The 17862-nt window shown below is 67.4% G+C and carries 14 protein-coding genes, 1 tRNA gene and 1 other RNA gene; 7 read left to right on the forward strand and 9 right to left on the reverse strand.

Translation table 11 applies throughout. The annotated features are described in order from the left end of the window. Positions 1-34: 34 nt before the first annotated feature. Both JOF48_RS09160 and ffs read right to left on the reverse strand, forming a co-directional pair. Positions 35-3457, reverse strand: coding sequence for a DNA polymerase III subunit gamma and tau (locus JOF48_RS09160; RefSeq protein WP_209679897.1), 3423 nt, complete (start codon positions 3455-3457; stop codon positions 35-37). Positions 3458-3528: 71 nt separating this feature from the next. Next, positions 3529-3624: signal recognition particle sRNA small type (ffs, locus tag JOF48_RS09165), an RNA gene on the reverse strand. A gap of 107 nt (positions 3625-3731) precedes the next feature. Here ffs and JOF48_RS09170 point away from each other — a divergent pair. From JOF48_RS09170 to JOF48_RS09180, 3 genes are all read left to right on the forward strand, one after another. After that, entirely contained in the window at positions 3732-4097 is a 366-nt protein-coding gene (locus tag JOF48_RS09170) for a hypothetical protein (protein ID WP_209679899.1), read from the forward strand. A gap of 597 nt (positions 4098-4694) precedes the next feature. Next, positions 4695-4782 (forward strand) — tRNA-Ser (locus JOF48_RS09175). A gap of 93 nt (positions 4783-4875) precedes the next feature. Continuing rightward, positions 4876-5358, forward strand: a complete 483-nt coding sequence (locus JOF48_RS09180; protein ID WP_209679902.1) for a glutathione peroxidase — start codon at positions 4876-4878, stop codon at positions 5356-5358. Positions 5359-5556: 198 nt separating this feature from the next. On the opposite strand, the gene JOF48_RS09185 is transcribed toward JOF48_RS09180, so the two are convergent. Continuing rightward, positions 5557-6441: a Cof-type HAD-IIB family hydrolase gene (locus tag JOF48_RS09185; protein ID WP_209679905.1), complete on the reverse strand. Its 885-nt coding sequence runs from the start codon at positions 6439-6441 to the stop codon at positions 5557-5559. Between the two features lie 119 nt (positions 6442-6560). Between JOF48_RS09185 and JOF48_RS09190 the strand changes: the two genes are divergently transcribed. Together JOF48_RS09190 and JOF48_RS09195 are read left to right on the forward strand one after the other, a co-directional pair. Then, entirely contained in the window at positions 6561-6860 is a 300-nt protein-coding gene (locus JOF48_RS09190) for a type II toxin-antitoxin system VapB family antitoxin (RefSeq protein ID WP_209679907.1), read from the forward strand. Further along, positions 6853-7803 carry a LytR C-terminal domain-containing protein gene (locus JOF48_RS09195; protein ID WP_209679910.1) on the forward strand — a complete coding sequence of 317 codons (951 nt, stop codon included), beginning with the start codon at positions 6853-6855 and terminating at the stop codon, positions 7801-7803. Before JOF48_RS09190 ends, JOF48_RS09195 begins: the two co-directional genes overlap by 8 nt. Positions 7804-7925: 122 nt before the next feature. Here the strand turns inward: JOF48_RS09195 and JOF48_RS09200 are convergent, their stop codons facing one another. The 5 genes from JOF48_RS09200 to JOF48_RS09220 form a co-directional block, all read right to left on the reverse strand. After that, positions 7926-9806 (reverse strand): pectinesterase family protein, encoded by a 1881-nt coding sequence (locus tag JOF48_RS09200; protein ID WP_209679912.1) that lies wholly within the window; start codon positions 9804-9806, stop codon positions 7926-7928. Continuing rightward, a complete protein-coding gene (locus tag JOF48_RS09205) occupies positions 9806-11179 on the reverse strand; it encodes a pectate lyase family protein (RefSeq protein WP_209679914.1) in 1374 nt (457 codons plus the stop codon). The genes JOF48_RS09200 and JOF48_RS09205 overlap by 1 nt, the downstream gene beginning before the upstream one ends. Positions 11180-11370: 191 nt before the next feature. Continuing rightward, the gene (locus tag JOF48_RS09210; RefSeq protein WP_209679918.1) at positions 11371-11997 is read right to left on the reverse strand and encodes a TetR/AcrR family transcriptional regulator; all 627 of its coding nucleotides are present in this window, start codon (positions 11995-11997) and stop codon (positions 11371-11373) included. Positions 11998-12078: 81 nt separating this feature from the next. Further along, complete coding sequence (locus JOF48_RS09215; protein ID WP_209679921.1) at positions 12079-13341, reverse strand: type II toxin-antitoxin system HipA family toxin; 1263 nt, start codon at positions 13339-13341, stop codon at positions 12079-12081. Next, positions 13338-13544: a helix-turn-helix domain-containing protein gene (locus JOF48_RS09220; protein WP_203311975.1), complete on the reverse strand. Its 207-nt coding sequence runs from the start codon at positions 13542-13544 to the stop codon at positions 13338-13340. The genes JOF48_RS09215 and JOF48_RS09220 overlap by 4 nt, the downstream gene beginning before the upstream one ends. Before the next feature lie 185 nt (positions 13545-13729). On the opposite strand from JOF48_RS09220, the gene JOF48_RS09225 reads away from it, so the two are divergent. Next, positions 13730-15046, forward strand: coding sequence for an MFS transporter (locus tag JOF48_RS09225; protein ID WP_342591205.1), 1317 nt, complete (start codon positions 13730-13732; stop codon positions 15044-15046). Between the two features lie 6 nt (positions 15047-15052). Then, the gene (locus tag JOF48_RS09230; RefSeq protein ID WP_209679923.1) at positions 15053-16045 is read left to right on the forward strand and encodes a 2-hydroxyacid dehydrogenase; all 993 of its coding nucleotides are present in this window, start codon (positions 15053-15055) and stop codon (positions 16043-16045) included. Between the two features lie 117 nt (positions 16046-16162). Here JOF48_RS09230 and JOF48_RS09235 read toward each other — a convergent pair whose 3' ends face one another. Beyond that, positions 16163-17611 (reverse strand): DUF5129 domain-containing protein, encoded by a 1449-nt coding sequence (locus JOF48_RS09235; RefSeq protein WP_209679935.1) that lies wholly within the window; start codon positions 17609-17611, stop codon positions 16163-16165. Positions 17612-17862: the final 251 nt, after the last annotated feature.

The following is a 17862-nucleotide window of genomic DNA, read 5'->3' on the forward strand; positions in this document are numbered from 1 at the left end:
TGCCTCTTGTCTATTGGTTCAAAAATGGTGTGGGCTAGTTGCCGGGATTCAGCGGGCGCTCTTCCACCAGCACTCCGCCCAGAATACGCTCCACGGCGGCCTGGCCCACCACGCCGGATTCCTCGATCGTGACGTCGTCCGGGCTGGGCACGTCCTCCACGTAGGGAACCTCCGCCGCGACGGACGGTGCCTTCGCGCGGCCGGCCTGGGCCTCGGAGCTGTTGGACAGGCGCTGGTACATGCTCAGCTTTCCGCCTGTTTCCATGCCCGACGCCGGAGCTTCCTGCTGCTGGTCCGGCACCTCTCCGCCCGGCTGGCCGGGAGACGGCTGCCCGGGCGGGCTGAAGGACGACGGAGTGGGGTAGGCGGACGAGGCGCCGAGCGGCTGTCCGTCCACGGGCATGGCCGCGTTGAACGGCACATCTGACGCCGGCAGTGCGCCGGACGCTGCATCCTGGGTGGCAGGTTCCGTGGTGAAGCCGCCGGCCGGGGAGGGGGCCGGTGCCGTGTCTGCGGCAGCTCCGCCCTGGGCCCAGTCGGGTGCGTCGGACATGGTGCCCCAGCCGGGGTCGGCCACGTCATTGCGGCGGCCCTGGCCCAGTGAAACGCCCCAGTCCTGGGGTGCCGGAGAAGCATCCCGCTGGCCGGACTGTGCGGCGATCTGCTGTGCCAGCAGCTCGCTGCGCCTCGGGGCCTCGGGGGCAGCCGGGGTCTCAGGCTCAGTGGTTGGAGTGTCCGAGGGCATGTCCCAGCCGGTGGTCCATGCGGCGATCGGTGAAACCTTGGGCGCGGTGTGCACAAACGGTGCCGCCGTGGTGTCGTGTTCCAGTGCCGGGACGGCCGGGGCTGCGGGTACCCCGGCGGAGGTGCCTGCCGCGAAACCCTGCGACTGGGGGGTTGCGCCGGGGGAGGGCTCGCCGTGGAAGGGCACGGAAGCGTAGGGGTCTTCGCCGATGAAGGGTTCCGCTGCGGCGTATCCGGGGTCATCGGAGTAGGGGTCCGGGTACGGTTCGTCCCAGGCCGGGGCGGGTTCGGCCGGGCCGTCCCACGCCTGTTGGGGCGCAGGGGCCTGCGCCGGGGAAGGCGCCGGTGACTGGGCCTGCTGCCTGGAAAGTGGTTCCGGTGCGGCCTGCGCCGGTGCAGCCTGAACAGGAACGGCTTGGCTCGGTGCCGCCTGGGCCGTGGCACCGGAAGCGGGCGCGGGAACATGGCCGGGGGCGGAATACACGGGCGAATCCGCTGGGGGAGCCGACGGAACGGCGCTGCCTACGGGGCCCGCAGCAGCGGTCCCGGGCCGGGCGGCCGGTTCGGGGTGAACGGGTGTGCCCCCGGCATGGCCGGTGCCCCCTTCGCGCCGGGGCGAAGGGCTACCAGTTTGTACTTTTGGGTTTGGCTCAGCGCTCGCCTTCGGGGCCTCGCCGTCCACGGGCAGGATGGAGATGCTCAACCCGAGGACCTGGTTGATGGCCTGCTGCAGGTTTTGCAGGTGGCCGCCGTTGCTGAACGTGCTGATCAGCCCGGTGGACGGCAGGCCGACACGCAGCTCCTTGCCGTCGAAGGTCTGCGGCACCACATTCTGGTTCACGATGACCCACGAGGCCATGCGGATGTTCCGCAGGGATCCCAGGATCTCCGGCCAGGCGCGGCGGATGACCTCGATGCCCGAAGGGTTTCCCGTGGGTGCCGGTGCCGAGGCCTCGGCCGGCGGCGCAGCCGATGCGGCTTGCGGTGCCGGGCTGGACGATGCGGCGGGTGCGGTCGGCGCCGCCTGGTGCTGCGGTGCAACCGGGGGTGCCTGCTGCTGGACCGGCTGCTGGGGTGCGGCCGCTTGGGTGGGCTCTGCCACAGGGGTGCCGGCAGGGGTGGGAAGGTCGTCCCAGGTGCGGCCCGTGGGGGTGAATGGTGCGTTTGGCGACGGTGCGGACTGCGAGGGTTCCGGTGCGGGGACCGGAGGCTGGGCCTGGATGCCCGACGGCGGTGCCGCCACGGGGGCTTGCACCGCAGCGGCGGAAGCGTTTGCCGCTGCGGGTGTCTGCTCCGGTGCCGCGGAGGATGGGGGGTTTGAACCCCCGGGGGTGTGCCGGGCCGCCACCTCGGCGCCTGCCGCCTCCTTGGCACGGGCCAGCTGTGCCCGTACGGCAGCCAGGCCGCCGCCGGAAGAGCCGCCGGACGAATCGGCGGGTGCCGCCGTCGTGCCTGGCGCGGTGAATGACGGGGCAGGGATGGACTGTTCCGGTGCGCTGCTTGACGGTGCGGGGGCGCTGCCGGCGGGTGCGCTGGGGGTGCCGGCGTAGTTGAGGCGGCGTTCGAGCTGGTCCAGGCGCGTTGCCATGCCGCGGGTGGAGGAATCGGCACCGGGCAGGAGCAGGCGGGCGCCGAGCAGTTCCAGGTGCAGGCGCGGTGAGGTGGCGCCGGTCATTTCGTTGAAGGCGGCGTTGGTGACATCGGCGGCGCGGGAGAGTTCGGCGGCGCCGAGCTGGGCGGCCTGGGTCTGCATGCGGGCGATGAGCTCGTCCGGGGTGCCGCGCAGGATGGCGTGGGCGCTTTCGGGCATGGCCTGGACGATGATGAGGTCGCGGAAGCGCTCCAGCAGGTCCTCGACAAATCGGCGGGGGTCGTGGCCGGTCTGGATGACCCGGTCGACTGATTTGAAGACGGTGGCGGAATCGGCCGCGGCGAGGGCCTCCACGACGTCGTCCAGCAGGGAGGAGTGCGTGTAGCCGAGGAGGTCGACGGCGAGGTCGTAGTCCAGGCCGGATTCGCCGGCGCCGGCCATCAGCTGGTCAAGGACGGAGAGGGAGTCGCGGACCGAGCCGCCTCCGGCGCGCACCACGAGCGACAGGACGCCGGGGGCAACGGCCACGTTTTCCTGTTCGCACAGTTGTGCCAAATAGGCCATGAGCGGCTCCGGCGGCACCAGCCTGAAGGGGTAGTGATGGGTGCGGGAGCGGATGGTGCCAATCACCTTGTCGGGCTCGGTGGTGGCGAAGATGAACTTGATGTGCTCCGGCGGCTCTTCCACGATCTTCAGCAGGGCGTTGAAGCCTGCCGAGGTGACCATGTGGGCCTCGTCGATGATGAAAATCTTGTAGCGGTCCCGGATCGGGGCGAAGGTGGCGCGTTCGCGGAGGTCGCGGGCGTCGTCGACACCGCCGTGGCTCGCAGCGTCAATTTCGATGACATCAAGGGAGCCGGCGCCGCCGCGGGCAAGCTCGATGCAGCTGTCGCACTCGCCGCAGGGGTGGGAGGTGGGGCCCTTGGCGCAGTTCAGGCAGCGGGCCAGGATGCGGGCCGAGGTGGTCTTGCCGCAGCCGCGGGGGCCGGAGAAAAGGTAGGCGTGGTTGACGCGGTTCTTTTCCAGGGCAGCCATGAGGGGCGCCGTGACGTGCTCTTGGCCAATCACAGAGGCGAAGGAATCCGGGCGATACCGGCGATACAGGGCTGTTGGTGCGCTCACGGTATTAACCCTATCTAATCCGCCTGACAAAATTCCGCGTGGAGGCCCGATTTCGGGGGCATCTGGGGATAAATAAAGACCCCCCATGCACCCGCCAGAGCCCGCTTACCCTTGCTACCTTCCGGTCCTGGGGGAGTTCACAGGATGACGCCACATGAGGGGCCGGGAATCAGCTTACCTGACATTGCCGCCCAGTTACGAATCAGGCCTTCCGGGCTGGGGCGGAGGGGAAGGAGAGGCCAGGTGGCGGGCCTGCCACGGAGCCGGCCGTGCGGTGGCCGTGGTGTTGCCGCGGGGAAGCTGTTTCAATTTTGCTGCGCCGGTGATACGTTCACCACAGGGGCACCTTAAATCGTTCGACGAACATGCAGCCTTGGGCCGCCGCGCCTCTCAGCGGAGCGGGGCGAGTAAAGGGGTGAAGATCATGCCGGACTATGACATCTTCAAGTGGCTCTTCTGGGTGGCAGCATTTGCCTTCGGCATTTCTGCGCTGGTGCGCATGGAAGCATTTTCCACCCATTCCACCCAACGCACGCACAGGCATGCCGGACAGCAGTTCCTTCTCGTGGTGCTTGCCGTCGCGTTTGCACTGGCCGGGTTCGTGACTGCTGCGATGGAAATGCGAGTCACCGGCCATTAAGGGGACTGCCGTCACGGCGCCTGGGAGGCTGGGGCACCACTGCCGCAGCCGTCCACGCGTCCGGGCCGGCAATGTCTCTGGAATGGCGCGCACTGCGACCTGCCCGGCTTTCCGTCTGCACACTGCGCCATGGCCCAAGTCCCCGCCCAGAACCTCCGCCGCGAGTACCCCCGACCGCCAGGCTTCAGGGGTATGGCCGTTTCTGATAGCCGGTCGGCTCTAGGGCCTGTCCTTTTGGCTCAATTATTGCCAAATTGGAGGTTTCGGCACACGTGAGCCACACGCTTGTTGTAAAGTCGCTGGTGTGTTGTAGTCACGGCGGGAGCACCGTTTCTACATCATGTAGCCGCCGCAAGGTGGCGCTTTCCCAATATTGTGGTCCGCTTCGCGCGAAGACCTCGGGGGGAAATCAGGGCAGTAGGGCTTGAACGGGGCCGTACTGCCCTTATTTCCGCCCAAAAGCAGCACCCTTCCACCCCGGCAAGAGCCGCCCCGGAGCCCCCAAAACATGGCGTGCATCACGTACCAGCACTTCGATTCGTGACTTCGGCACATTGTCAGGTACTCTTGAACCTGCCGTGTTTTGCACAGCAAGCTGGAGGATTCGCCTAGCGGCCTATGGCGCACGCCTGGAACGCGTGTTGGGTTAACGCCCTCGGGGGTTCAAATCCCCCATCCTCCGCCAATGAAAGGCCCGGAATCGCTAAGATTCCGGGCCTTTCGTCGATTAATGCGCAAGCACCGGCTCAGCCATCCCGGAAAGTCCTAGACTCGGGGTGTGACTACTCAAACTCTGAACACCATCCCCCTGACCCTGAACGACGGCACCGAAACCACCCTCGAAGACCTCGCCGGCAAGGCAGTCCTGTTGGTCAACGTGGCTTCCATGTGCGGCTTCACCCCGCAATACGACGCACTCGAGGCCTTCCACGAGAAGTACCAGGCCCAGGGCCTGGCCGTGGTGGGCGTGCCCTGCAACCAGTTTGGCGCCCAGGAGCCGGGCACGGCGGAGGAGATCGTGGAGTTCTGCCGCAAGAACTTCGGCGTGACGTTCCCGCTCGCCGAAAAGGCAGAAGTCAACGGCGACGGCGCCCACCCCATCTACGCGGCCCTGACCGGCAATGGCGCGGAGCCGGTCAAGTGGAACTTTGAGAAGTTCCTGATTACGCGCGACGGCGTTGTGCAGCACCGGTTCGCCTCCCAGGTAACGCCGGACTCACCTGAACTGATTGCAGCGGTGGAGTCGGCCCTGGCCGAGTAGCCGCCCAGCCGCCAATACGGCGGCACCGCCCGTTGCCGCTCCCCAACACGTCGGCACCCCCAAGGGACCCCATCGCAGCAATGGCCGGTTTTTCTCCAACGCTGTCGCATCAAGTGCGATGGCGTTGCCGAATTTCCAGCCATTGCTGCGACAGCGTCGAGACGGAGCGAGACGGGGAGGAATCCGGTCCGAGAGCGGTCAGGCCAGGGCGTCCAGCCAGGACTTGAGGAATGCGCCGCCGGCGAAGTCGTTGATGACGTCCCCGCCCAAGCCCAGATCCGCTGCGGTCCGCACCGGGTACGGCTTGGCGGGGACGCCTTCGGCGGGGCGCACGTCCACATGCTCCACGGCGTGGTCCTGGTGGTGCAGCCAGTCGGCCATGGCGTAGTCGGTGCGGGAATCGCCCACCGTGCGCCACGCCTGAGGCACGATGCCCTGGGCAGCCAGCAGTTCCACGGCCCGGCTGGCACCGAGATCCTTGCCCAGGCGCACCGACTCGATGTCGGTGGAAATGATGGACGGATCCACCCGGTAGTCGACCGTGCCGGCAGACGCCGGGGCGCGGTGCTCAAGGCGGGTCGCACCCAGGTCGTGCGCGGCCAGCAAAGCCAGCGCATCGGCGTCGAACTTGGCCTGCTCAAGAAGGTAGCTGGCGCTCTCAACCTCAACATGCTGCTCCACGGAGACCATGGCGCGCTTGGTTTCGTCGAAGAACATGTGGCCGTCGTAGCTGCGGGCCACGAGGGCGCGGATGTCGTCGCCGAAGGCTGCGGGCATGGCGAGCTCCCTGTCCACGTGGATGGGGCCGGGGCCGTCGGCGGTGAAGCTGAACCAGACCGCGCCCTTCTCACAGATGGCGTGGACCACGGAACCCGCGGGCAGGCCGGCGTCGAGCATGGGGCCCATGAGCTGGTCGGTGATGAAGGCATCTGAGCGGCCCGTGTTGAAAATGACGGGGATGCCGCGGTTCACGAGACCGATCAGTGTGCTGATGATGTCCTCAGGCACGCGGCGGGTCACGGGGCTGGCGAGCGGGCCGTCGACGTCGAGGAGCAGGGCGAGAGGCGGTTGGGTCAAAGTCATGCCCCCATGGTTGCAGCCCGAGCGCAGCAGGGCCACTTTGCATAACCTTTTCGCAACACACCCGCGGCACATATGGACAGCAGTTCCAATAGCTGCTTGCAGTCCCTAGGCTGAAGAGTGTGATCTTTAAAGCAGTTGGCGACCATCGCCCGTACCCTGACCATGGATACGTCACGCCCAAGGACTGGGCCGGCGTCGCTCCCCGACAGGTCCGGCTCGCCGACCTCGTGACCACGAAGGCGCAGCTGGACCTTGAAGCGCTCCTGGCCGAGGACTCCACCTTTTTTGGAGACTTGTTCCCGCACGTGGTCCAGTGGCACGACACCCTTTACCTGGAAGACGGGCTGCACCGTGCCGTGCGCACGGCCCTGCACCAGCGGACCATCCTGCACGCCCGGGTTCTGGTGATCGATGACTAGGCCGCCCGCCGAGGAAGCTGCCACAGGACCGGGAAAGCAGGACGACTCAGGTGTGAAGGCGGCCGCGGCGCAGAAGCCGGCCGAAGGCAAGGAAACCCCGGCAGTGAAGGCGGCCGTTGGTGCGGCGGATGCTGCCGGGCACCTGCCCCATGTGACGGACGACGACGTCCTGCTCACCGCCCGGCAGCGGCGCAAGGAGGAGCGTGAGGCGCGCAGGCAGGCCAAGGACACCGCCTACGAGCTGCGCCGGCAGCGAAAGAAGAACAACGACGGGACGTCCTCGCGGGGGCACAACATTGTGGACGGCAGCGGCTTGGCCGAGGCGTTTCCCGATCACGAATCGACGGAGCTGGAATCCGGCGCGGTGCGCCGGCGCATCACGCACGGGGTGGTGCTGGTGCTGCTGCTGGCCCTGTTGGTGACTGGCCTGGTCCTGGCGGGGATGATCCAGCGCGGCGAGCTCGAGCTGACACTCGGGCCGGGCAAGCCTACGCCGACGCCGGAAAGCTGCCCCTCAGAGAAGCTCGACTACCCCGCAAACAAGAGCGTGAGCGTCAACGTCTACAACGCCAGCACGAAAGAGGGCAGGGCCGGGACAGTGGCCGAAGAGCTGAAGAAGCGCGGCTTCACCGTCAAGACCGTGGCAAACGGCCGCACCCAATATTCGGCACCGGCTGTCATCATTTCCGGCCCGTCCGGCCATGCGGCTGCGTTTGCGCTGCAGCGGAACCTGCCCAACACGGACTATGTCCAGGACGAGCGCAAGGACAGCACCGTGGATGTGGTGCTGACCGGTTCATTTGCGGGTTTTGTGGCGGTGCCCAAGGTGGACGAAACGCCCGGTGTGCTCTCCTGCCCGCGCCTGGCCCCGAAAAAAACCGCCCCGGCGACTGCCCCGGCAACAGCCCAGGCGACCCTGCCGGCCGCAGCTCCTGCGAAATAACCGGTGCAACGGCTCCGGCGGCATGGGTGGAACGCCCTAAGACCCGAAGCAAGGACAAACGCGGATCCAACGACTTGGAGGGGGCCCGGCCCGCCGGGAACCGGACCCTTCCATGGCCGCGGCTACACGCCCGCCCCGGCCGGCACCACGCTGCAGTCGGCCGCTGTGCCTGCCAGCTGGGGAGCCCAGCCGTCGGATCCCTGCAGGTAGTTCTGTACCGTGAAATTGCCTTCCGCGGACTTGGGCAGTTGCGGACGGTCTGCGGTCACCCTGGCTCCGGGGCCGCGGTTGTTGTACTCGTGGAAGCGGGCCTCCCGCCAGGAGAAGCCGCCCATGTCCGTCCACGGCGAGTCGGCAATGTGGGCGCCCAGCCAACAGTCGCGGTACAGCACCTGGGCCACTGCCCGCGGGTCCCCGCCTGAATGCCACGGCCGCCCCAGGTGTGCGGACTTTTTGGCGGCGTCGGAAACTAGCTGGCAGCCGTCAAACAAGTAGCCATAGGGGATTGCCAGGTCCAGGCTGCCGGCGCTCACATAGCCGTTGTTGCTGGCCGAGCCGCGGTCCAGCGAACGGATTTCACAGCCGCTGAACACTGCGGTGCCACGGCCGAAAATGAAGTCGACGTCGCCTTCCACATGGCAGCCGTCAAAGAGGAACCTTGCCTGGACACCCACGCCCGGTGAATTGACGAGCAAGGTGTCCTGATTGCCCAGGCACCTGACATTGGCCAGTACCGACCGGTCCGCCGTGATGTGCAGCGCGACTGCCTGGCGGTCCTTCATGTCCATGTTCGCGGCCTCGTCGAAATCGTTGCTGAACGTGAGGTTCCGGGCCGTGAAGTCCGGCCCGTCAATCCGGACGGAGGCGCTTCCGGAGGTGCCGAAGTTGCCGCTCCCGTCCGGTTTGGGTGTGCCGGAGGCGTTGTTGTAGACAATCACCACGTCCTCGGGTCGGGCGCCCTGGCCTGCGAAGGAGACGCGCGGCTTGTTGCTGGGGACCCGCACCGCCTCACGGTAGTTGCCGGGCTGGATCCGGATCACTGTCCGCTGGCTGCTGTTGGCGGCAACGGCGTCGACGGCGGACTGCACCGTGGCGAACGGCTTGCCGGGCCCGACGTCGAGCAGCACCGGCAGGTCCACCGGCCGTTCAGCGGGCCAGTACATTTCCAGCAGCGGATCCAAGCCGCCGTCGAGGTTCCGGAACCATCCCGGCGGGACAATGCGCCGCTCCTGCATCTCACGGGCCACCAACCGGGACACCGCCAGCGCCCCGGCCGCCTGGAAGTGGGTGTTGTCTTCGGACCCTTGCGGGTATTGCGGATGCGCCCCGGGTTCCAGGAACAGGAAGTGCGACTTGGTCCCTTCCGGCCCCAGCGACTGCCACAGGGCAAGCGACGATTCCGTCAGGTCCACCAGCGCGGTGCCCGTCGCCGCGGCAAGTTCCCTCATGGCCTGCGGGTAGGCGCCATGGGAATCCCGGGCATTGCCAAGACCATCAAATCGGCGACGCTCCACGGGTGTGGCCAGGACGGGTGTGGCGCCGCGGGATGTCGCACCGTCAACGTAGCGGGCCAGGTACTCCTTGTACGTGGTGTCCGGAAAGGTGCCGCGTGCAGGGTCACCGACCTTTTCATCATTGTGGCCAAAGGAGATGAGCAAGAGGTCCCCGGGCTGCAGCAGCTCCAGCACGCGGTCCAGCATGCCGGTGTCGGCGAAGCTCTTGGAGGAGGCGCCGGACCAGGCCATGTCAAGGACCGTGGCCTGAGGACCCAGCAGCAGTGGCAGTGCCTGGCCCCAGCCGGCCCAGGGGCGCTCGGATTGCTGATAGGCCGACGACGTCGAGTCGCCCACCAAAAAAATCACCGGCTTGGTGCGGGGCTTGCCCTGGGAGGTCTCCGTGGGGGTGGTGGCCATGGCGGCCCCGGTTCCCGAGCAGGCCAGGACGCCGGCTGTCAGTGCGGCAGTGGCCAGGACGGTGCGGCGGCTGGGCATGATTGCGGCCATCAGGGGGTGCCCCCTGCTGTGTAGATGGGGCCGGTGGTGCCGTTCAAGATGCCCGGGACGGCCTGTGCCGGGTGCACCTTGGTGCGCAGCGTAGGTTTCCAGGAGGTGTCATTGGCCAGTTGGTTCTCCGGCGTCGCTGCTGCGTTGTAGGCTGCGCGGAGGTCCACGACCTTGCCATTGACGGCATTTTTGACCGTGGCGATGGTGCTTCCCTTGTAGCGGGAGATGATGCCGGCGGTGTTGACGCCCTCCGGAAGGATGAACGCGTTGGCCTCGGCATACAGGTGGGACTCAATGCCGGCGCCCAGGGTGTAGACGTAGGGGACCGGGCTGTTGGCGGCGCTTTCCTTGAAGAGGTTGTTGTAGACATCCACGTGGCCGTAGCGGACGCGGGGTGCGCGCTGGCCAATGTTCTCGAAGGTGTTGTGGTGGATCGTCACGCGCAGCTTGCCGGGGTCGCCGCGGGTGGGCGAGTCGGTGGAACCGATCAGCAGAAGCTTGTCGTGGTCGGCGAAACGGTTGAAGGACATGGTGACTAGGTCGGAGCCGTTGGTGACATCGACGGCGCCGTCGTGCACCTGGTAGGGCCGGCCGAAGTACAGGGGCTGCTCATCGTCAAAGTGGGGTGCGTCGGTAAATTCGGAATGGTCAATCCATACATTCGTGGACTGGTTGATGACCTGCAGCAGGTCGTACTCGCTGTTCCAGTTCCCTTCGTCGCCGTCCGTTGGATCCCATGCGGGAAAGCAGTCTGCCGAGTCGCGGAAGGACAGGTTGCGCAGGATCACGTTGGTGGCGCCGTTGATCCGAAGGGCCGCCCCTTCAACGGCGCTGTGGGCAGTGGCGCCGACAATGGTGGTGTTGCTGGGGATGTCGATGCGGATGGACTTGGCCTGCTTGCCGGCGGCGGCCCGCCGGGCAGTCTCCTGCGGACCGTCAGGCTCCTGGCCGGTTCCATAGGTGGCCGGGTCAAAGTCCGAAAGGTACTGCTCCAGGCTGAAGCCGGTGCCTGCGGCATAGTCCTCGCAGATGATGGGCGAACCGTCCTCCGCTGTGTTGGCGCTGATCGTGCCGTGGACCCGGACTATTTTGGGCAGTGATCCCGCACTGGCGAAGGCCGCCTGCAATTCAGCCTTGGTGGAGACGTCATACACGTTGGCGTCCGCTGCGGCCGAGCCTCCGGTTGTGCCCGGACCCAAGGAGGCCCAGCCGTCGCCCGGAGCGAGCACCTGGCGCTCCAGCGGGGTCCTGGCTGTTTGTGCTGCCGCGTCGGCCAGCGGACCCGGTGCCGCCACTGCCTGAGGCGAGATGACCATGGCGCCTGCCACCGCCAAGGTTGCGGAAATGGCCAGATATTTACCGTGTTTTCGCATGTTCCTTCTTCCGTCATTGGAATGGACGGCGCCCGCCCCGGCAGCAGCTGTGATGCCGGTCACTGCGGTGGCGCCACAAAGGACACTACAGAGAAAACGCTTTCTCGACAAGGGTTGCGACGTGAACGCAGGTGAATTCTACGGAGGTCCGGCGCGGCCCGGGCCGCGCCGTGGAGGTCCCGAGTGCGGGCTTAGGCCAGCTTGACCGGGTGCCCTTCGCCGTCGAAGGAAGCGCCCACGCCGGCTTGGATGAACCGGACGGCGGCCTCGATCCGCTCCTCGTCGGGGGTGTCGGCATTGCGCCGCGAGGCGCTGGCCGTCAGGGAGCCGTGGATCAGCTGGACGAGCCCGTCGACGTCGGCCGGCGGCAGGTACTGCTGGTCCATGCCGTCCTGCAGGATGTCCATGAGCAGCGTGTTCAGCTCGCCCACGTGAACGCCCAGCTTCTCAAACGACTCGCTGGAGAGCACCGAGCGCATGGCCGGGCCCGGCGGCAGGTGGCGGCGCGTGAGGTCGGCCAGCTGCGCGCGCACGTACACGGCGAGCCGGTCGACAGGATTCTCCAGCCCGTCCAGCTGAGACTTCAGCTCGATGACAAACTTGCCGGTCTCATCCAGCGCGTAGGCCACCAGGAGCTGTTCGAGGTCGGCAAAGTAGTTGTAGACGGCGGTTCTTCCCACGCCGGCGGTCCTGGCAACGTCGGTCATGGTCAGACCGGGCAAACCGTGCGTAAACAGCAGTTCGCCAAAGGCGTTCAGGATTTTACGCTGCGTCTGCGCGCGCTGCGCCGCGTTCGTGGGGGCGGCAATTCGAGGCATAGAGACATTTTAGCGTCATTTCGTCAGTAAAAGAACTTTCGAAGGCCCGCCGCGGGCCGCGCCCTCCGGCACCGCAGGCGTCTACTTCTCCAGTGCCGTCCGCCGGATGTCCAGGACGCGCACGACGGCGGCGCTCACCTCTCGCTCAAACGGCAGTTCCGCCGTGGTCATCTCCGAGGCGGCCAGGGCCTTGTCGATGCACTTGGCCACGAGCCGTTCCGGGATGTGGAGGCTGCGGCCAAACCTTAGCCAGTCCCGGCGGTCAAGGCCGGTGCGGCTGCCGGCGCTGCCGCCCACGGGCAGTGCCATGCCGGGGTCGCGCGAGGGGTCGCCGTCGATCAGCTCCGTCAGGATGCCTCCGGGCACGCCGGCCGCGAAGCCTTGTTCGATCTCTGCGGCGAGGGTGCACTGCAGGTCATAGGCGGGGGCCAGCCGCCATTCGCCGGAGGGCTGCTGCAGCACGGAGATGTTCTTTGCGTGCAGGTTGCCATTGCCGGTGAGCCAGGCGAAGAGGAACTGCAGGAAGATGTTCCGCGCGGCCAGGGCCTGGGAGGAGCACATGTTGATGACGGCGGAGGCCACCGCCTCACTGGGCACCGAGTATTTGCGGCCCGGCACCAGGCCCATCAGCTGCGCGCCGTCCTCAACCGCAAGCGGCCCGCCCGGGGACCGGTCAAAACGCGAGACGAGCAGCGCGGCCTGGCCGGCGCCGTCGTGCACCAGGCGGGCCTCCGCAACCGGGATGCCCAGGGCGCGGGCCTTGGTGAGCAGCAGGAATTCGGTCTCGACCTGGCGGGCATGGCTGCCGTCGTTGAATTTCAGGATGTAGGAGCGCGAGGGGTCCTTGTCGTGCTTGTAGGAGGCGGTGACCTTGTCCTGCAGGCCGGCCAGGGCGCTGAGGTCCACGGGGCCGGGGATGGCGGCGAAATCGGCAAACACCGTGCCCGGCATGGTGTTGGTGACGGCCAGCAGCGGCGCGATGGCCTCCGGTGCATGTCCCGCGGGGACGATCTGCACGTCTCCCACGGGGTTCTCCCCGGCGGCCAGCAGGAGCGAAAATTCGTCGGTGATGGTGGTCTTGACGGCCCAGCGCAGCTTGGCGAGGCGTTCGCCCTCGGGCAGCAGTCCGGCGAAGAACGCCGGGACGTTGCCGTGGCCCAGGTTCACGGGCACATCCAGCACGGGAAGGGTGGAGGCGATGGCGGGGCCGCCGTTGCTCAGGTATTCGGGCAGGTAGGCGAAGACCACGCCCAGCCCCGGATGCCGCGTCAGGGTCGCGGCGGGGCGGCCCTTCTTGTAGATGACCGCATCGGTGACGGCCTTGGCGTATTCCAGGTTCTTCATGGTGTGTTCACCTGCAGGTTCAGGCTCATGCCCAGGGCTCCTGCAACGGCGGTGAGAATGTCCAGCCGGACTGTTTCCCGCCCGTTTTCCAGGTCGCTGAGTACGCGGGTGGAGACGTCGGCGAGGTCTGCCGTTTCGCTTTGGGTCAGGTTCAGTGCGCGGCGACGGGCTCGCAGGGCCGATCCCAATTCACGAACGTCCAAGGTGGTCTCCTTTGCCGCGGCCGGTGCACACTGTGACTCATACTATGCCTGCATCCGCCAATTCGGCATGATCCTGCAGAAATATTGTGGCGTCCGCCAGTCCAATCAGGGGCGGACGGACCCTCTTTTCTCCCGTGCACGCTGCTGGGGCGAACCGCCTGCCATGCATTGGCTAGGGTTGGGCGGTGAACAATTTTCTGCAGAAGCGTCCGTGGACGGGCCGCATTGGCGCCCTGCTGGGCATCTTGGTCATGGCCCTGAGCCTGCGCACTGCCGTCTCCGTGGTGCCGCCGCTGCTGGGCGAGCTGACCGGGGAACTTGGCTTCGACGCCACCACCACGGGCCTGCTGGCCATGCTGCCGCCGCTTGTTTTCGCCATCTTCGGTCTCGTCACGCCGGCGCTGATCCGCCGCTTCGGCCTCGAAAAGGCGCTGGTGGCCGCCGTCGTGCTGGCCATTGCCGGGCAGCTGGGCCGGGCCGCCACCGACTCCGTGTGGCCCTTCCTGGCCCTGACCGCGCTGGTCATGGCCGGCTACGGGATCGGCAACGTGGTGCTGCCGCCGCTCGTCAAGAAGTACTTCCCCGACCGGGTCGGCGTGGTGACGGCCGGCTACGTGACGCTGCTGGCCGTGGGCACGGCGATCAGCCCGCAGCTGGCGGTCCCCGTGGCCGAGGCAAGCAGCTGGCGCGTGTCCGTCGGGCTGTGGGCATCCGTCAGCTTCCTGGTCCTGCTGCCGTGGATCACCCAGTTTGCCCGGGACCGCAGGCTCGACGCCGGAACCGGCCGCGGGCAGGCTGGTTCCCCGGGTGCCGGGCCCGCTGGTGCGGCGGGAGCAGCCGGAGCGCCCGGCGTGCCCGCCCCGGAGGCCCGCCTGCGTCCGTGGCGGTCCCCGGTGGCGTGGGGGCTGGCGATCTTCCTGGCCGGGAACTCCGCCCAGACCTACGTGTACTTCACGTGGCTTCCGCCCTACCTGTCGGGGCAGGGCCTGGACGCCGCAACGGCCGGGACCGCGCTGGCGTATTTTGCCATCCTGGGCCTGCCGGTCAGCCTGCTCGTGCCGCTGTGGGTGCCGCGCATGAAGAACCCGATCCTGGCCATCAGCCTGTTCGCCCTCTGCTGGGCTGCCGGGCACCTGGGACTGTATCTCTCGCCGCTGGACGGGACCTGGCTGTGGGTGACGTTCGCCGGGCTGGGACAGGGCACCTTCGCCACGGCCCTGCTCATGGTGAACCTGCGCTCGCGGACAACCCACGGCTCCTCGGTGCTGTCCGGCTTCAGCCAGGGGATCGGCTATGCCGGCGCCGGCATAGCCCCGCTGTTCTTCGGCACCATCCACGACGCCACCGGATCCTGGACCGCATCCTTCGCCATGCTGGGCGTGTGCATCGCGGTCATGATGACCGGCGCCGTCATGATCAACGCGAAGCGGTACATTGAAGATTCGGCCGAGCAGCCCGTTGCTGCCGCCCCCGCGGAACGCGCCGTCGACCTCAAGGAGTAAACCCGCATGGCACCGCGATTTTTGGTCACCGAACGCATTCCGGCCGCCGGCCTGGACTTGCTGCACGACGCCGGTCAGGTCACCTTGCTGCCCGCCGTCCCCTCCGCCGGTGAGCTGAGGGCGCTGTGCGCCAGCGGCGACTACGACGTCCTGCTCTCGCGGCTGGGCGACTGCGTGGATGCGGAGCTGCTGGCCGCGGCGAGGCTGCGCGGCGTCTCCAACTATGCGGTGGGGTTCAACAACATCGACGTGCCGGCGGCCACCGCCCGTGGGATCCTGGTGGGAAACACCCCGGGCGTGCTGACCGACGCCACGGCCGACATCGCCATGCTGCTCATTCTCGGCACGGCGCGCCGGGTCATCGAGGCTGACAGCCTGGTCCGCTCCGGCGGGTTCACGGGGTGGACGCCGGAACTGATGGTGGGGGCGGACGTGTCGGGACAGGTGCTGGGACTGGCGGGGTTCGGCCGGATCGCCCGCGCCACGGCCCGCCGGGCGTTGGCCTTTGGCATGGGCGTCGTCTTTTCGCCCAGGCCCCCGGCCGAAAGGCACGTGTCCGACGCCGAGCTGGGCGAGTTTGCGGGCAAGGTCCGGCAGCTGCCCTGGGGCGACGTCGCGGCCCGGGCGGATTTCCTCTCGATCCATGTGCCGCTCAACGAATCCACGCACCACCTGGTGGATGCCGCCGTGCTGGCGGCCATGAAGCCCACGGCCTTCCTCATCAACACGGCCCGCGGTCCGGTCGTTGACGAGGCGGCCCTGGTCCAGGCGCTTCGCAGCGGCGTGATCGCCGGGGCGGGGCTGGACGTCTACGAAAATGAACCCGCGCTGGCACCGGGCCTGGCCGAACTTCCCAACACGGTGCTGCTGCCGCACGTGGGCAGCGCGACGGCCCCCGTGCGGAACAAGATGGCCGTACTGGCGGCGCGGAACGCCATCGCGATGGCCAAGGGAGAGCTGCCCCCGCACGCCGTCAACCCCGAAGCCCACCGCCCCTAGATGCCGCATCACATAAGCCGCCGTTTTCACGGACGCCGCATCACATAAACGGCCGAATTTGCGGACGCTGCAGCACTTTTTGGCAGGCCGGGCACCCAGGCGGGGTCCGCCGTCGGACTAGAAGCTTGAGGAGCTGCCGGAACCGGAGAAGCTGCCCCCGCTGGAACCGTAGCCGGTGCTGCTGCCGCCCGAACTGGCGGACGTGCGTGCGGTGTCCACGGCGGACCGCCCGCTGATGTAGCCGGTGTTGAAGGCATGCACGGGGTAGAACATGTTCCAGGCGGAGACGGAACCGAGGATGGTTGCGGGGCGGCGGTCGATGTCGTCGCGCCGGCTGCGGTCCATGGCTTTTTGCATGGAGGAGCGTTCGGAGCCGGTCTTGGCGTAGAGGTTGATCATGGCCTCCGAATGCTGCGCCAGGAGGTTTGTCAGCTCCACGTGGATGTTCCGCAGCTCGTCCAGGGCCGCGTCGGGGGTGATGGCCCCGGCCTGGACGTCGGCGGACAGCCGCTGCAGCCCCTGCGTCCGCTGGGCCTGGAAGGACGCCAACGCCGCGGTGCTGGGCAGGCCCTGGGCCTCGGCCTGGGACAGCAGTTCCGGCAGGCGTGCCATGTCGTCTGCCAGCGATTCCGTCTGCCTGTCCCATGCGGCGCCCCAGCCCTGGTACTTGTTTAGCAGCGTGTTGGTGTCCGCGATGACGTCGTCGAGGCGGTCAAGCTCCTCCGCAAGGTCGGCATACTGGCCCGTCACCTTGACGTTGGCCGCCTTGGAAAGGTCCTTCTTGCTGAACGCGTGCGACTGCTGGTTCAGGCCGTTGGCCTCGGCGTACAGGGTGCTGAAATTGCGGTACTTTTCCAGCACCAGTGCGCCATAGGTGGATGACGCCGGGATGGTCTTGGCGTTCAGCTCCGTGACGGGAAGGTCCAGGCTGACACTGGCGAAGCCGGCGTCCCCGCGCTTGAGGTTCGCGGCGGCCTTGCTCCGGTTGTTTGCCCGGATTATGGCCCGGGTGCCGAAGCCGAGGGCGGCGATCCCGCCGGCAATACTTGAGAAGATGATGAATCCTGCCGACTGGTACCAAGGCTGGTTCATCAGCTTCGCGGCCTTCTTGACGCCCGCGATGGTGCCGTCGGTCCACTGGGCCTCACGGAAGAGGTCCTTCGTGGCCTCCTGGATGGCCTCCTGCTTCGACAGCGACACCTTCCGGTCCTCGCCCATGTAGGTGCCAACCTTGCGGGCGATGGGGTCCACGGCCATGATGAACAGCCCGTCGGCCCACTTCTGTCCGTCCGAAGTGATCCATTCCGGGTGCTGTGAGCGGGCGAGCTCGAGGACATCGGAATTGAGCTTGTCGGTGCCGGCCTGGCCCGCGATCGTCACGATGGCGACCTTCGTGGGCTCGTGGAACCTGGTGTCCTGCACGGCCGCCAGCAGCTGGGGCTGGTACAGGATGCCGGCGCCGTCTTCGACGACAATGTCAGTTGGCGGGGCGGATGCCGTGGCTGCCGGGGCCACGCCCAAGAGTGCCATGGTTGCAAGGGCCAGTGCTGCCAAGAGTTTCTTCATGTTCCCCAAATCCGTTCCTTCGCTTGCCACGACTCTACCGAAGAGTGTGCCAGCGTCCTTGACCGCACGACGACGTTGCTCGCCCGGGTGCCCGCGGCACCGCCGTGTTTGGCTGGATGGTGCGGCCGGTGCCCTGGGGGGTGTTGTTGCAATCCGCACCCCTTCGTGACGTCCGTTGCAGAGGCCGGGGGCAGCTATCGTATTTCGCCACGGTTGCACAGGGGGCGAAATGCGATAACTGCCCCCGGGCC

The sequence above is a fragment of the Arthrobacter stackebrandtii genome (assembly GCF_017876675.1).
Taxonomy (GTDB): domain Bacteria; phylum Actinomycetota; class Actinomycetes; order Actinomycetales; family Micrococcaceae; genus Specibacter; species Specibacter stackebrandtii.

Bases quoted from the DNA above. Each gene is read 5' to 3' on its own strand.
- JOF48_RS09230 (WP_209679923.1), top strand. From the start codon at position 15,053: ATGGCACCGCGATTTTTGGTCACCGAACGCATTCCGGCCGCCGGCCTG.
- JOF48_RS09200 (WP_209679912.1), bottom strand. From the start codon at position 9,806: ATGGCCGCAATCATGCCCAGCCGCCGCACCGTCCTGGCCACTGCCGCA.
- JOF48_RS09205 (WP_209679914.1), bottom strand. From the start codon at position 11,179: ATGCGAAAACACGGTAAATATCTGGCCATTTCCGCAACCTTGGCGGTG.
- JOF48_RS09235 (WP_209679935.1), bottom strand. From the start codon at position 17,611: ATGAAGAAACTCTTGGCAGCACTGGCCCTTGCAACCATGGCACTCTTG.
- JOF48_RS09215 (WP_209679921.1), bottom strand. From the start codon at position 13,341: ATGAAGAACCTGGAATACGCCAAGGCCGTCACCGATGCGGTCATCTAC.
- JOF48_RS09185 (WP_209679905.1), bottom strand. From the start codon at position 6,441: ATGACTTTGACCCAACCGCCTCTCGCCCTGCTCCTCGACGTCGACGGC.
- JOF48_RS09195 (WP_209679910.1), top strand. From the start codon at position 6,853: ATGACTAGGCCGCCCGCCGAGGAAGCTGCCACAGGACCGGGAAAGCAG.
- JOF48_RS09210 (WP_209679918.1), bottom strand. From the start codon at position 11,997: ATGCCTCGAATTGCCGCCCCCACGAACGCGGCGCAGCGCGCGCAGACG.